The organism is Nocardia sp. NPDC003979 (assembly GCF_053605015.1).
This window is the reverse complement of sequence record NZ_JBSGIJ010000020.1, coordinates 19,957-34,059: the sequence shown is the minus strand read 5'-3', so window position 1 is coordinate 34,059 and position 14,103 is coordinate 19,957. Positions and strand designations below refer to the sequence as shown.

Below are 14,103 nucleotides of genomic sequence, written 5' to 3'. Positions count from 1 at the left end.
TCGGGCCAGGGTGCATCGTGCACCCGGGCCGGGCAGCGGGGCACCCATGACCGAGGACCTCGCGGAAGGTCGGCTCCGCCACCGGATGGCGCGGACCCGTGGGTCTGGTCCTCTGGATCGACGAGCCGGCGTCAGGCGACGGCTGCTGTCGGAGCGGCGACACGCGGCTCACTGACTGTGCTGCCCGACAAGCCCGCGCAGCACAGGTGTGTTGCGGTGGCCACGGCGCGGCGCTTGGACACCGTGCGGCCTTCCCGATGCCATTGCCCTGCCGCGGCGATCGCGACACCTATCAGCCAGGAGGCGAGCAGGTTCGCGCGCAGGGGAGTTTCACTGTGCGGGTGCAACATCCTGGCGACGGTGATGGTGAAGTCGGCCACCGCCTGTCGCACCCGCAACCTGACTGCCGGCTCACTCGGCAGAGAGGAGTCGAAGATCAGGACGTGCAGACCCGACGCGTCATGTTCGACGAGATCGAAGAACGCCTCGACAGTGCGCTCGACGGTGTGGTGGCGAGACGAAGTCGATCCCGAGGCCGCACGTACGGCATCGGTGAGTTGATCGAGATAGCGTTGGACGACGGCGAGGTAGAGCTCGAGCTTTCCTGAAAAGTGCCGGTAGAGAACAGGTTTGGTGACCCCCGCGCATGCGCTGACCCTCTGCATGGTCACCCCGTGGTAGCCGCGGGTGGCGAAGGCGTGATGTGCGATGTCGAGGAACTGGTTGCGGCGCGTGAGGCGGCGCTGCGACCGCGGTGTGGAGACGATCATGGGGACCTCGGGTTCGCACTGGGGTCAGAAGGCGGTTTCGGCGAGTTCCATCGCATTCGGATCGGACGCGCTGATCACGGCACGCTCGGCGGTCACATGGGGAAGGACCGTGGCGGCGAAGAAGCGGGCCACGGCGACCTTGCCCGCGTAGAACTCGCTGTCGTTTCCGGAGCCGACGGCGGCGAGTGCGATTTCCGCGGCGGAGATCAGTCGCCAGGCGACGAGGAGGTCGCCGACGGCGAGGAGGAATCGGACGGCGTTGAGGCCGATCTGGTAGAGCCTGGTGGGTTGTTCGGTCGCGGCGAGCAGATGCGTGGTCAGTGTCGCTGCCATCTCTTCGACGTCCTCGATGGCACAGCCGAGGAGAACCTTCTCGGGCTTCAGGCTGCCGCCGTCTTCGTCGGAGCGGGCGGTGGTCCGGACCTGGTCGAGCAGGTGCCGTAAGGCGACGCCGCGGTCGCGGGCGATCTTGCGGAAGAAGAAGTCCTGGGCCTGGATGGCGGTGGTGCCTTCGTAGAGGGAGTCGATCTTGGCATCGCGAATGTACTGCTCGATCGGGTAGTCCTGCAGGAATCCCGAACCGCCGAAGGTTTGCAGAGATTCGGTCAGGTACTGATAGGCGCGCTCGGAGCCGACGCCCTTGACGATCGGAAGCAGCAGATCGTTGACGCGAGCGGCGAGTTCGGCATCGGCGCCGGAGACATGCTGGGCGACAACGGGATCCTGGTGACCGGCGGTGTAGAGATAGATCGAACGCAGGCCCTCGGCGTAGGCCTTCTGCATCAGCAGCGACCTGCGGACGTCGGGGTGGTGGATGATGGTGACTTTGGCTGCGGACTTGTCCGACGCCTGGGTCAGATCCGGTCCCTGAACGCGGGACTTGGCGTATTCGAGGGCGTTGAGGTAGCCGGTGGACAGGGTGGCGATGGCCTTGGTGCCGACCATCATCCGCGCTTCCTCGATGACCTTGAACATCTGCGCGATGCCGTTGTGGACATCGCCCACGAGGTATCCGACGGCCGGGACCCCGTGCCCACCGAAGGTGAGTTCGCAGGTAGCCGAGGCCTTGAGTCCCATCTTGTGTTCGACGTTGGTGACGAATACGCCGTTGCGGTCACCGAGTTCGAAGGTGTCGTGGTCGAAGTGGAACTTGGGCACGATGAACAGGCTCAGTCCCTTGGTGCCGGGACCGGCGCCCTCGGGGCGCGCGAGCACCAGGTGGACGATGTTGTCGAACAGGTCGTCGGAGTCGGCGGAGGTGATGAACCGCTTCACACCCTCGATGTGCCAGGTGCCGTCGGGTCGGGCTACGGCTTTGGTGCGGCCGGCGCCGACATCGGACCCGGCGTCGGGTTCGGTGAGCACCATGGTGGCGCCCCACCCGTGCTCGACGATCTGCGAGGCCCACTGCTTCTGCTGTTCGGTGCCGACTTCGCCGAGCACGTCGGCCATCAGTGTGCCGGAGGCGTACATGTAGGCGGCAGGCTGTGCGCCGAGTACCAGCTCGTTGATCGCCCAGCCCACCATCGACGGTGCGGGCACCCCGCCGACGTGTTCGCTCTTGGCCAGTCGTGGCCACTCGGCGTCGAGCCAGGCGCGGACCGCCTTCTTGAACGGCTCGGGCAGTCGAACCGAGTGCGTGGCAGGGTCGAAGACCGGTGGGGTGCGGTCGGTTTCGGCGAACGGTTCGGCGACCGGGCCTTCGGCCAGCCGGGCCGCCTCGGCCAGCATCGTGCGCACGGTCTCGCCGTCGAGATCGCCGAAGGCGCCTGCGGCCAGGACCTTGTCGAGGCCGAAGACCTCGAACAGGTTGAACTCCAGGTCGCGAACATTGCTCTTGTAGTGGCCCACCGACCGTCACCTCTCGACTGAACCCCGCTTCGAACGGGGCGGGTGCTGAACCGCGCGAGATCGCGCCGCGGTGGCCATCATGGCGCACCGCGACGAGTGACGCAAGTCTAAGTAACTCGGCAATAAGTCGACTTCTGTGCGTATATTGCCAGTTGAACTGGGTATTTCTGATCGTTAAGGTCTTAAGTGATCAGTTGCTAACTCGGGATTCAGGCAGTTCGGCAAGCGCGATCCGCTCACCGAGTGAACACAGCTCGCTGACCAGGGTGGGCCGTCTGGTGAGCCGCGGATTGCGGACCGCTTCGTTGACCATCGTGGTGACGGTGTGGATCAGCACCCGCGCGGTCGGCATGGACAACTCGGGACGCACCGATTGCAGCAGCCTTGCCCATCCGATGATGCCTTCGCGGTGGATCCGTCGATATCGGGCAGCCGCGTCGTCGGGCAGGAACCGGGCCTCGCCGACCGCGGTGCCGACGAGATCCGGCCTGTCCATGGCGAAATGGACGTAGTAGCGCAACACGAGGCGCAGCGATTCCCGTGGATCTCCCCCCTCGGCGAGAGCGCGTTCGGTGTAGCGCTGTATCCACTGGTTGTTGCGGTCGATGATCTCATCGAGCAGATCGGACTTGCTCTCGAAATGGTGATAGACGGCGGGGCCTCGGACACCGACGGAGGTGCCGATCTCTTCGATGCTGACCGCCGCGAATCCACGTTCGCTGAACAGCTGGGCGGCGGCGGCGATCAACTGTTCGGTGCGCAGTTCGCTGTTCTGATCGGTGTCGGCCCCGCGGGATTCGGGCGGACCGACTGCTGCGGCGGCACCGTGGATCACGCCGGTGCCGATGACCGCGTCGACCGCGGCGTCCAGGACGGTGGCGAACGTGTCGTGGGGGAGTCGGGTGCGGTGGTTGGATGGGCTGGTCACCACCGACAGGACGAGCCAGCCGAGGGCGTCGCGGTCGGCGGCACCGACACCGGAATACCGCGCCTGGACAGCCGCTCCGATCCGGTGTGTCAGCCGCACCGATCGCGCCAGGACGGCAATCCGATCGGCAGGGGTGAGGTTACGGAACTCGAGCTGCCACAGCCGCGCGAGGCCGCGCCGCTCCAGCGAGACGCGGACCAGGGCGCGCAGTGCCGCGTCGGAGGCTGCGTCCTCGTCGCACGCGGAGTCGACGCGGTCCAAGACGAGGTCGAGGCCTTCCCGCAGGCAGCAGCCGAGCAATTCTTGCTTGGTCCGGAAGTGTCGATACAACGCGCCGGAGGTGATATCGAGGACGGCGGCGATGTCGGCCATCGACGTCCGGTGATATCCGTGCTCGGCGAAAGCGTCGGTGGCGGCCTGCAGGATGGTCGCGCGGCGGTTGGGCGGGCGGCGCCGCACCGGTGGCACGGCATCGGTGGCGACCGGTGTCGTGGGGGCGTCGGCTGCGCCGAGCCTGCCGAGCAGCATGCCGAGGAGTTCGTCGGTGAGCTGGTCGATGGACGCCTCGATCCAGCCCGCGCACCAGTCCCGCATCAGGCCGTCGACAGCACCGAGGAAGGTAGCCGCGGTGAGCCGGAACTCGCGGGACGGGAGTTCGCCTCTGGCGGCGAAACCCTCGAGCAGAGCGCACAGCATGTCGATCCAGCGTGAGCGGCGCTGTCGGCGTTGGGCGTCGATGCGTTCGCTGACTCCGGCGACCTCGACAAAGGTGATCCGGGCACACCGCGGATCGCGGGTGATGTACGACAGATAGGCGCGAACCATCGCGGCGGCCCGTCCGGCGAGCGGCAGGTCGTCTACCCGCGCGACCTCGTCGAGGACGTGCTTTTCGACGATGCCGTCGATGTGGAGATGCAACTCGCTCAGCAGATCTTCGAGCGTGTCGTACTCCTGGTAGAACTGGCGCGTCGACAGTCCGGCGGCCTGGCACAGGTCGACCAGGCGCGTGTTGCGGTAGCCGGCGCCCGCACCGAAGGTCTCCAGCCCGGCTTCCCGGAAACGCGCGCGGCGCTCGGCGCGCCTTTCCGCCGCCGAGCGGCCACCGTATCGCCCCGCCGCCGACACGACTCTCGCCACGTTGTCCGGTCCTTCCGGTTTGTCGTTCGCCACTTTGAATACGGCAGTGTTCAGAGTATGGCAGACCGTCCCGGATCGCGAGCGCCCACAGGCAACAGAGGCCGATGTGCCGCCCGCGAACGCGTTCCTCCGCGCACAACGGAGTAGCTGATAGATTGCCCTGGCCACGGGTCGACGGCGAATAGCGGCGTTTCGACACTCGGGAGGAGCGAGCATGTTTCTCGCGATCGCGGTAGTGATGGCGATCGTGCTGGTCTGGGCGTGCACGTCGCGAGCTTTCGGCCGCTGGAGCATCACCGAGCCGGTCGCGATGATCGTCGCCGGTGCCGCCGTCGGGTTGACCGACGATCAGTGGATCTTTCCCGCCATCGACACCGAAGTCGCACTCCGTCTGGTGGAGTTTCTGCTGGCCCTGTTCTTGTTCAGCGATGCGACCGAGATCAGGGACCGAATAGCGAAGAACACCGGCGTTACCCGGCTGCTTGTCGCCTTCGTGATCAGCTTGGCCATCGCCACCGCTGTGGGAAAGTATGTGCTGCAACTGGACTCGTGGCCACTGCTGTTGGTGCTGGCCTGCATCGTCATGCCGACGGACCTGGTTCCTGCTCAGTCGATCCTGCGTGACAATCGGATCACCAAGAGAGTGCGCGACACCCTCAACGTCGAGAGTGGACTCAACGACGGGCTCGTGGCGCCTGTCATGTTGTTCGCCTTGGAAGCGTATCGGCGCAGCATCGACTCCGAGGACGCGGTGGGAGCGTTGGGCCACGCCGTCACCGCGGTCGTCAAGTCCGTTCTGATCGGCGTTCCACTCGGAGCGATCGCCGGTGTCGCGCTTTCGGCGGCCGCTGCCCGTGGGTGGACAGATCCGCGCACTGTGCGATGCGGAATCCTGGCGATTCCCGTGCTGTCCTTCGCGGTGGGTGTCCTGATCGACGGCAACGGTTTCGTGGCGGCTTTCCTCGCCGGCATCATGTATCGCGCCACGCATCGCGACATTCCTGGTGAGCCACTGGATCTCACCGAGGGATTGGCGCAGTTCCTCGGTCTCGGACTGTGGTTTGTCGTCGGTGCCATCGCGGTCGCGGTCCCCAGGCTCGAGTGGACCGTGATCGTCTATGGGTTGCTGGCACTGACGGCGTTCCGCATCGTTCCGGTAGCGGTCACCCTGGTCGGCTCGCGGTTCACCCCAGCGGAACGGGTCATGCTGTGTTGTTTGGGCCCGCGCGGTGTGGCGTCGATCGTCTTCGGATTGCTCGCCATCAACAGTCTGGCCGGAACCCCCGACGCAAACCTCGTCGTCGGAGCGACGTTGGTGGTCGTGTGCGGAAGCATCGTTGTGCACGGCGTCGGTGCCCCACTGGTCGCGGCCAATTTCGGCAGACGTTCTCGGCGGGTGCGAGACGTGCCCGGTCCCTAGAGCCACAGGTGATCGCCACGCCGGATGCGTCCGTGGTGCGGCGGGCATCGCACCCGCTGCGTGTCCGCGTCGACGTCGACGGTGGGCTCGCGGCGGCGGCCCACGAAATCCTGCGACGGGTGACGACGCGCTACCTCCGGTGCCACCGCGGCCGAGCAGGCCGACATCCTTGTCGACCTGCTCGGCACCTTCTTGTCGGCGGGCTCAGGGAGTGAGCACCAATCGGATCGGATCGCCGACCTTGCGTTCCAGTCGAGCGACTGCCTCGGCCGCCTCGGCAAGGGGTACATGCGCGGTGATGGACGGTGCGAGATCGATCCTGCCGGCCGATGCGAGGCCGACCAGCTGTTCCACGTGCTCGGGTTCGGAACCGTAGTGGCCACGGACCTGGTTGACGTTGAAGCAGAAGTTGATGCTGTCGTCGATCGTGACCGGCTCCGGGGTGAGACCCGCCAGGACGAGCGAACCGAACGGCCCGAGCACGGACGCGGCCTGCGCCCGGGCCGCGCCCACGCCGGCGAAGTCGAACGCGACATCGAGTCCGCGCCCCGCCGTCGCCTCGCGCACTGCCTCGGCGAAGTCCGGTGCGAGCGGGTCGAGCGCGACGTCGGCCCCGAAGAGCAAGGCGCGGTCGCGAGCTGACGGCAGCGGGTCGATCGCGAGGATGGGTGCCGCGCCCACCATCCTGGCCAGCCGCACGGCGTGCGCGCCGAGTCCGCCCGCACCCCAGATCCCGACCGACTGGGCTGGTCGCACGGCGCCGGTGCTCACTATGGCGGCGTACGGCGTGGAGACCGCATCCGGGATGATCGCGGCCTGGTCGAAGGGCAGATCATCCGGGATGGGGAGCAGTGTGCCTTCGCGGGCGATCGCGTACTGGGCCCAGCCGCCGTCGTAGTCCAGCCCGCGGGTGCGTGGACGTTGGCACATCATCCGCCGCACGCAGTTGGTGCAGTCACCGCAGGCTTCCCCGGCTTGGAGCACCACGCGCTGCCCGGGCGACCAGTCGCCACGCAGGTCCGGGCCGAGGGTGTGGATGACGCCGGAGACCTCGTGTCCGAGAATGACGGCACCGGCGGCGGTGACGGTGGGCTCCGGGTAGAACGGGCTCAGGCTGCCGTCGATCAGGTGGACATCGGACAGACAGACGCCCGCAGCCCGCACTTCGATGAGGACTTCACCAGGTCCGGGGGTCGGAACGGGGACCTCCTCGACTGAGAAGGCACGGGTGTCCAGGCGGAGTCGGCCGGCGAGCATCGTGCTCATGGGGGACCTCGAATTCTCTCGTCAGAGCTTGTTCAATCGAACAAGTCACCCAACTGTGTCGACTGACAATGTTGCCTGTCAAGCAGTGATGCGGCCAACGTTCTCGCCCCGGTTTCGGTTCCGGTCCGGACCGTGTCGATCGACACTGTCGCTCGACATGGTCGACTGACAATGTCGCTTGTAGGCTCGGTCTCGCAAGCGCATTGCTGGTGAGCGACGAAAGGCATGGTCATGATCGATACGTCCGTAGGCAGGCTCGAGGCGATCCCTCAGCGCCCCGCACTGCCCCTGGTCGGACACGCCCTCACCTTTCCCGGCGGAATGGACGGGGTCTACCGGATGATGAAGGAGGTCAAGGACCTCGGGCCGATCTACCGCGTGCGCTTCTTCGACACCGAGATGGTCGTTGTCGGTGGTCTCGATCTCGTGGAGGAGTTGTCCGACGAGACCCGGTTCCGCAAGAACGTGCACAACGACTTGGTCGAAGTGCGCCAGATCGCCGGCGACGGGCTGTTCACCGCGTTCGATCACGAGCCGAATTGGCGTAAAGCGCACGACATCCTGATGCCGGCGTTCTCACTCGGGGCGATGCGCGGCTATCACGCCACCATGCTCGACGTGGCCCGATCGCTCATCGGCAAGTGGGACCGGCTCGCTGGAGTCCGCGCGGTCGACGTCCCCGACGACATGACCCGGCTGACCTTCGACACCATCGGGTTGTGCGGCTTCGGCTACGACTTCGAGTCCTTCCGCCGAGACGACCTGCACCCCTTCGTGGAGGCGATGGCCCGCGCCCTCGGGTTCACCCAGGAGAAAGGGGAATCCATCCCCGGCACCGAATTTCTCAAACGCAAGCAGGCCCTGCGTTTCCGCGCGGACGCCGACCTCATGACCGATCTGGTCGACGAGGTCATCCGACAGCGGCGCGCGTCCGGCGACAGCACGACCGCCGATCTACTCGGCATGATGCTGCACACCGCTGACTCGGTGACCGGTCAGCCATTGGACGACATCAACATCCGTCATCAGGTGATCACGTTCCTCATCGCCGGACACGAGACCACCAGTGGCGCTTTGTCCTTCGCACTCCACTACTTGACCAAGCATCCCGCGGTGCTCGCGCGGGCCCAAGCCGAAGTCGACGCCTTGTGGGGCGATACCGACATGCCGGACCCCGATTACGCCGATATCGGCAAACTCTCCTACATCCGCCAGGTCCTCAACGAGAGTCTGCGCCTGTGGCCGACCGCACCGGCCTTCGCACTCGAGCCGATCGAGGACACCGTCATCGGCGGCCGCTTCGCCGTCCGCAAGGGTGAGACGCTGATGGTGATCACCCCAGCCCTGCACCGAGATCCCGCCTGGGGCGAGAATGTCGAGCTGTTCGACCCGGAGCGGTTCTCGCCCGAGCGCGAGGCCGCTCGCTCCGTGCACCTGTTCAAACCGTTCGGCAACGGCGAACGTGCCTGCATCGGAAGGCAATTCGCGCTCCACGAAGCGACGCTGCTACTCGGTCTGCTGGTGCACCGGTACCGGTTGATCGACCATCGTGACTACCAGTTGAAGATCAAGTCCTCGCTCACCATCAAGCCCGACGACTTCACCCTCGAGCTCGCCCGCCGCACCAGCGAGGAACGGCGCCGACCCGCACCGGCCACCACCGCCATCGCGCACGGCGGGAACGCGGCACGCACAAGCCGACGCGCGCCGGGTACCGCACTCACCTTCCTGCACGGATCCAATCTCGGCACCTGCAGCGGCCTCGCGAGCGACTTCGCCGTCGACGGAGCAGGAAACGGCTTCACCCCGACCGTCGACTCCCTGAACTCCCATGTCGGAAAACTCGCCGACATCGAAGGCCCGGTAGTCATCGTGGCCGCCTCCTACAACGGCCGACCGACCGACGACGCCGCCGAATTCCTGACGTGGTTGGACGGGCTGGAGCCCGGCGCGCTCGACGGCGTGACCTACGCGATTCTCGGTGTCGGCGACCGCAATTGGGCCGCCACCTACCAGCGTGTACCCACCACGATCGACGAACGAATGGCGGCTGCGGGCGCCACGTCGCTACTCGAGCGAGGCGTTGCCGACGCCTCCGGCAACTTCGCAGGCGCGGTCGACCAGTGGAGCGACGCGTTGTGGACCGCGCTGCTCGACCGCTACGGCGTGCCGATCGAGGGAACGGCCGAGATTCCCGACGTGGCAGACGCGGAGCAGGGCCTCTACGAACTGCAGGACGCCTCCGAGTCGGTCATCGCGGGCTTGACCGCACGGCACGGGGTCCAGCCGATGGAGGTCCTCGACAGCTACGAACTGGTCGATATGGACCACGAACTCGGCCGTTCGAAGCGGTTCCTGCGGATCCGCCTACCCGAGGGCGTTACGTACCGTACAGCCGACCATCTCGCCGTGCTACCGAGCAACCCGAATGCCCTCGTCGAACGCGTCGCCGCGCGCTTCGGGTTGGACCTCGAGCGCACCGTCCAGCTGCGCGCGCGCCGCCGCAGCCGCAATGCCTTGCCCATCGATCGCCCGCTCACCCTGCGGCGTCTGCTCGCCGACTTCGTCGAGTTGCAGGATCCGGCCACGCCGGAACAGGTCGCCGTGCTCGCCGAACACACTGGTTGCCCACCCGAGCGGCGGCCGCTGGCCGACCTCGCCGCCGCGGATCCGGAGACCTTCGAGGAACAGGTGACCCGGGCCGGACTCAGTGTTCTGGATCTGCTCGAGCGGTACCGGGCATGTGAGCTGTCCTTCGAGGGCTTCCTCGAGCTGCTTCCCGTACTGCGGCCCAGACACTATTCGATTTCCTCGTCCTCGGCGGCCTGGCCCGACGAGGTCGACCTGATGGTCTCGTTGCTGGCGGCGCCCCACCGCGGTGGGGACGGCAACTTCACCGGCATCGCCTCCCATTACGTGCAGAGCCTACGGCCCGGTGACACCGTCCAGGCCAGGGTGTTGCCGTGCAGCGAATCCTTCCGCCTACCGGACGATCCGTCGGTGCCGGTGATCCTCGTCAGCGCGGGCACCGGGCTGGCGCCCTTCCGTGGTGCTGTCCTGGACCGACATCATGCCGGTTCGACCGGGACTCTGTTGTGCTACTTCGGCTGCGACCACCCCGACGTGGACTACCTGCACCGCGAGGAGTTCGAGGCCGCCGAGGCTGCCGGTGTCGTGAGCATGCGCCCAACGTTCATGCACGCGCCTGAGGACGGTGCTCGCTTCGTCCAGGACCGCATCGCCCGCGAGGGCGCGGAGGTGTGGTCGATCCTCGCGGCCGGTGGGCGCGTCTACGTCTGCGGTGACGGACGGCGCATGGCGCCCGCGGTACGGCAGGCCATCGCGTCGATTCATCGTCAGTGGGCCGGTGGTTCGGACGAGGACGCCGAGAGATGGCTGGCCGGCTTGGTCGAGTCCGGTCACTATGTCGAGGATGTCTGGGCCGGCTGACAACGCGGCCGAACACAGCTTGTCGAGGGAGTTACTCTCGGCAAGCTGTGTGTTGTGCGAAGGGCGCGCTTCAGCCGAGTCGTACGTCGGTGAACGGCAGCTCTCCACTGGCCAGTGCCACCGTCGCGGCGACCATCGCTTGCAGGCCGACATGCTCGGCGGCCTCGTCCGGAAGGCACAGGCGGTGCATCGTCAGCCCGTCGAATCCGGCGAGAAAGAATCGCGCGACGACGTCCGCGGGCTGGCTCAGCTCGAAACCGGTCCGTTCCGCCGTCTCGGCCACCAGTTTCGTGGTCACGCCGAGCATTCGACGGTAGTGGCTGTCTCTGGCCTCGCTCAGACCTGGCGTGCGCAGGGCGAACATGATGAGCTCGGTGAGCAGTTGGTAGTTGGTCGCCGGTTCCGACGTACTGCGCCACAACTCGCCGGCCAACGCGGCCAGGGTCTCCTCGAATCCGCCGCCCGCCGGGGCTGCTCGCTCGAGCTGCGCCACGAGGTCCTCGGTGATCTGAGTCAACACCGCCGCGTACAGATCCTCTTTCGACCCGAAGGTGTAATGCAGCGTCGCCTGCGCCACCCCGAGCTCGGTGGCGATGGCCCGCGTACTCCCCGCCGCGACGCCCTTCCTCGTCATGAGGTCGATCGCCGCCTTGATGAGCTGAGGGCGGCGCTCGGCCGCGGTGACATGAGCCATGCCAGGCACTATACGACTGCGTCCGTCAACCTGGTCGACCGACAAAGTCGTAGCTCGAGTCGCCCCGGACTCGGCTCGACGAGCGCCGCTCCGATCGCACCGTGTCACGTGGTCCTATTGCTTGTGCCGCTGCCCGATGTGTGGCGAAACCCTGGGGCACCGAACGCTATCCGGCGACCATAAAACTGCCCATGAGCCTGATGGTGTACAAGACGGTGATCTGTCGAGCACGGTCAGTGTGTTGCGGTGAACTCATTGTTGCCCGGTGAGAGAGCCGTGTTCGGCGAGGGCGACGAGGTTCGTCAGCGCCGTGCGCCAGCCGATCTCGTTGTCGGGCGGGCTCGATCCCGGTGGAACGTCCTCGTGCAGCACTCCCGACTGCCACCCGTGATGGGTGAGGATCCGTGTGTATCTGGCGGAGTCGAACCTGCCGCGTGAGCCTGCGACGTGCATGCAGTACTCGTACATGCCATGGTTGGAAGGGCCGTCGATCCAACGAATAGACACCGACCTATCACCGGTCGGCATCACGGTGAACGCGGAGGCGGCCCAGCGGCGCCGCAGCGCCGCGGCGTCACGGCCGTGCTCAGGGAACCGCGGGCGGGCGGTCCGGGACCAACAGCGTGCTGATCGCCGTGCCGATGCCGACGGCATTGTTCTGATCGGCGTTCGAAGTGGGGCCGAGGGTGCCGTAGACGACGACGGTCGTCTCGGTTTTCGTGTCGTAGAACGCGACGCCGTCGTAGCCGCCGTAGGACGGGTTCATGAACAGCCAGCCGGCCAGGTGGACCACACCGAAGGCGAAGTACTTCTCGGTGGTGAAGGGGCCGAGGCCCGCGGTCGACGGGCCCATCATCTGCCGGAACTGCTCAGGGGTCAGGCGTTCGCCGGTGCCGAGGGCGCGGACCCACCGGCCGACATCGGCGACCGTGGAGTTCATGTTGCCGCTGTGCAGGAAGGCGGTGGGGTTCCAGAAGGTGGAGTCCTCGAAGAACTTCCGTTCGTTGGTGTAGCCGTGCAGGATCGGTTCGTCCATCTGCGGGTTGAGCACTACCTCGCTGTCACGCATCCCCAGCGGGTCGGTGATGTGCTCGGCGATCAGCTCACCCAGCGGCTTGCCTGCCGCCTTCTGCAGAACCTCGCCGAGGACGACCAGATCGCTGTGCGCGTAGCCGAAGTCGGTGCCCGGCTCGAACAGGGGTGGGCGGGCGTTGGCGCGCTCGAACAGTTGCGGTGCGGTCCATTCGCGAATCGGGTTCTCGCCGAAGATCTTCAGGAATTCCGGTTCGGTCACGTAGTCGGCGATGCCGGAGGTGCTGTCGGCCAGCATTCGCGGGGTGATCTTGTCGGCGCGTGGGAAGTCCGGCAGCCAGCGCGCGATGGGTTCGTCGATCTTCAGCACGCCTTCCCCGTCGAGTCGCCACAGCACTGTGGACAGCATGGGTTCCATGGGCTGGCCGACCCGCAATCGCATCTCCGGTGTCGCGGGCACACCGAGCGGTGATCCGCCCAGCGCGCCGAGCGCGATCTGCTCCGTACCCCGCCACACGCCGTAGACCGCCGAAGTGAGGTCGAGTTTCGTCATCTCGGCGCGAACGATGTCGGTGATTTTCGCCGCTTCGGCACTCTCGATCGGCGAGGACGGAGAACCGCCGGATTTCTCCTCCGCAGTGCAGCCGCCCGTCGCGAGGGCGAGCACGACAGCGAGCAGCGCCCCCGCTCTCCGGTAGCCACGATGCCGGGGCGATCTACTCATGACAGCGATCCCTTCGTCGAGGAACACGCACGATCAGCAGCACTGTCGAATCTACGCGCAGCCAGGGCTCGGGCGGTCCGCGAGGCCCCGGACACACCCACTGCGCCCACAGCCGGATGCCCTGATCTCGGATCGCCGAGATTGTGACCGTGCTCACAGGGTGCGCAGTACGATGAGGGAACGAATCTGATACTCGGTCAGGTTCGAGGCCCGGGTCGGCGCCCGCCTGCCCTTGCGAACCGGAGTCGCGGTGTGAATATCGTCGTCTGGATCGTTTCCGCCCTGCTGGCCGCGCTCTTTCTCATGGCAGGCTCGATGAAGCTCGCCAAGTCCAAGCGACAGCTCGTCGCCGATCCCAAGATGGGGTGGGCCGAGCCCTTCCCCGAGGGGCTGATCAAGTTCATCGGCGCGGCCGAAGTCGCCGGTGCGCTCGGCCTGATCCTGCCCGGCGTCTTCGACATCGCCGCCTGGCTGGTGCCCGCGGCCGCCATCGGGCTCGCCGTCGTCATGGTGGGCGCGATCGTCACACACGGTCGCCGGGGCGAATGGCAGAACGTCGTGGTGACCGTGGTGCTGCTGGCCTTGGCGGTGTTCGTCGCGGTGGAACGGATCGGCCCGCAAGCGTTCTGAGTGCGCAGCTCGTAACCGGCCACGGTCACTGCGATGCCGCCTGGTGTGCGAACACGAGACGGCATCGCGTCCGGTCGGGCCAGGACCCGGCCGAGGAAGTCGCGGATCAGCGCGGCGATCTCGAGACCGTGTGTCTCCAAGGCGAAGTGGCCCGCGTCGAGCAGGTGCAGTTCGGCGTCGGGCAGGTCACGCAGACAGGCG

General features: G+C 66.6%; 10 protein-coding genes. 3 read left to right on the top strand and 7 right to left on the bottom strand.

The window, feature by feature from the left end:
* Nucleotides 1-131: 131 nt before the first annotated feature.
* The 3 genes from ACWEVR_RS28540 to ACWEVR_RS28530 form a co-directional block, all read right to left on the bottom strand.
* Nucleotides 132-770: a TetR/AcrR family transcriptional regulator gene (locus tag ACWEVR_RS28540; protein ID WP_452469447.1), complete on the bottom strand. Its 639-nt coding sequence runs from the start codon at nt 768-770 to the stop codon at nt 132-134.
* 24 nt (nt 771-794) lie between these two features.
* Complete coding sequence (locus ACWEVR_RS28535) at nt 795-2,621, bottom strand: acyl-CoA dehydrogenase (protein WP_452469446.1); 1,827 nt, start codon at nt 2,619-2,621, stop codon at nt 795-797.
* 190 nt (nt 2,622-2,811) lie between these two features.
* Complete coding sequence (locus ACWEVR_RS28530; protein ID WP_452469445.1) at nt 2,812-4,686, bottom strand: TetR/AcrR family transcriptional regulator; 1,875 nt, start codon at nt 4,684-4,686, stop codon at nt 2,812-2,814.
* Between the two features lie 214 nt (nt 4,687-4,900).
* Here ACWEVR_RS28530 and ACWEVR_RS28525 point away from each other — a divergent pair, with 214 nt between their 5' ends.
* On the top strand, nt 4,901-6,106 hold the full coding sequence (locus tag ACWEVR_RS28525; RefSeq protein WP_452469444.1) for a cation:proton antiporter: 1,206 nt from the start codon (nt 4,901-4,903) through the stop codon (nt 6,104-6,106).
* Nucleotides 6,107-6,310: 204 nt separating this feature from the next.
* On the opposite strand, the gene ACWEVR_RS28520 is transcribed toward ACWEVR_RS28525, so the two are convergent.
* Complete coding sequence (locus ACWEVR_RS28520) at nt 6,311-7,372, bottom strand: zinc-binding dehydrogenase (RefSeq protein WP_452469443.1); 1,062 nt, start codon at nt 7,370-7,372, stop codon at nt 6,311-6,313.
* Between the two features lie 231 nt (nt 7,373-7,603).
* On the opposite strand from ACWEVR_RS28520, the gene ACWEVR_RS28515 reads away from it, so the two are divergent.
* A complete protein-coding gene (locus ACWEVR_RS28515) occupies nt 7,604-10,822 on the top strand; it encodes a bifunctional cytochrome P450/NADPH--P450 reductase (RefSeq protein ID WP_452469442.1) in 3,219 nt (1,072 codons plus the stop codon).
* A 70-nt stretch (nt 10,823-10,892) separates the two neighbouring features.
* Here the strand turns inward: ACWEVR_RS28515 and ACWEVR_RS28510 are convergent, their stop codons facing one another.
* From ACWEVR_RS28510 to ACWEVR_RS28500, 3 genes are all read right to left on the bottom strand, one after another.
* The gene (locus tag ACWEVR_RS28510) at nt 10,893-11,516 is read right to left on the bottom strand and encodes a TetR/AcrR family transcriptional regulator (RefSeq protein ID WP_452469441.1); all 624 of its coding nucleotides are present in this window, start codon (nt 11,514-11,516) and stop codon (nt 10,893-10,895) included.
* A gap of 252 nt (nt 11,517-11,768) precedes the next feature.
* On the bottom strand, nt 11,769-12,023 hold the full coding sequence (locus ACWEVR_RS28505; protein WP_452469440.1) for a hypothetical protein: 255 nt from the start codon (nt 12,021-12,023) through the stop codon (nt 11,769-11,771).
* A 79-nt stretch (nt 12,024-12,102) separates the two neighbouring features.
* Complete coding sequence (locus ACWEVR_RS28500; RefSeq protein ID WP_452469439.1) at nt 12,103-13,272, bottom strand: serine hydrolase domain-containing protein; 1,170 nt, start codon at nt 13,270-13,272, stop codon at nt 12,103-12,105.
* Nucleotides 13,273-13,524: 252 nt separating this feature from the next.
* Here ACWEVR_RS28500 and ACWEVR_RS28495 point away from each other — a divergent pair, with 252 nt between their 5' ends.
* Entirely contained in the window at nt 13,525-13,902 is a 378-nt protein-coding gene (locus ACWEVR_RS28495; RefSeq protein ID WP_452469438.1) for a DoxX family protein, read from the top strand.
* The last annotated feature ends 201 nt before the right edge of the window (nt 13,903-14,103 follow it).

Excerpts from the sequence above, each read along its gene's own strand:
- ACWEVR_RS28540 (WP_452469447.1), bottom strand. The coding sequence starts at position 770 with ATGATCGTCTCCACACCGCGGTCGCAGCGCCGCCTCACGCGCCGCAAC.
- ACWEVR_RS28525 (WP_452469444.1), top strand. The coding sequence starts at position 4,901 with ATGTTTCTCGCGATCGCGGTAGTGATGGCGATCGTGCTGGTCTGGGCG.
- ACWEVR_RS28520 (WP_452469443.1), bottom strand. The coding sequence starts at position 7,372 with ATGAGCACGATGCTCGCCGGCCGACTCCGCCTGGACACCCGTGCCTTC.
- ACWEVR_RS28515 (WP_452469442.1), top strand. The coding sequence starts at position 7,604 with ATGATCGATACGTCCGTAGGCAGGCTCGAGGCGATCCCTCAGCGCCCC.
- ACWEVR_RS28510 (WP_452469441.1), bottom strand. The coding sequence starts at position 11,516 with ATGGCTCATGTCACCGCGGCCGAGCGCCGCCCTCAGCTCATCAAGGCG.
- ACWEVR_RS28500 (WP_452469439.1), bottom strand. The coding sequence starts at position 13,272 with ATGAGTAGATCGCCCCGGCATCGTGGCTACCGGAGAGCGGGGGCGCTG.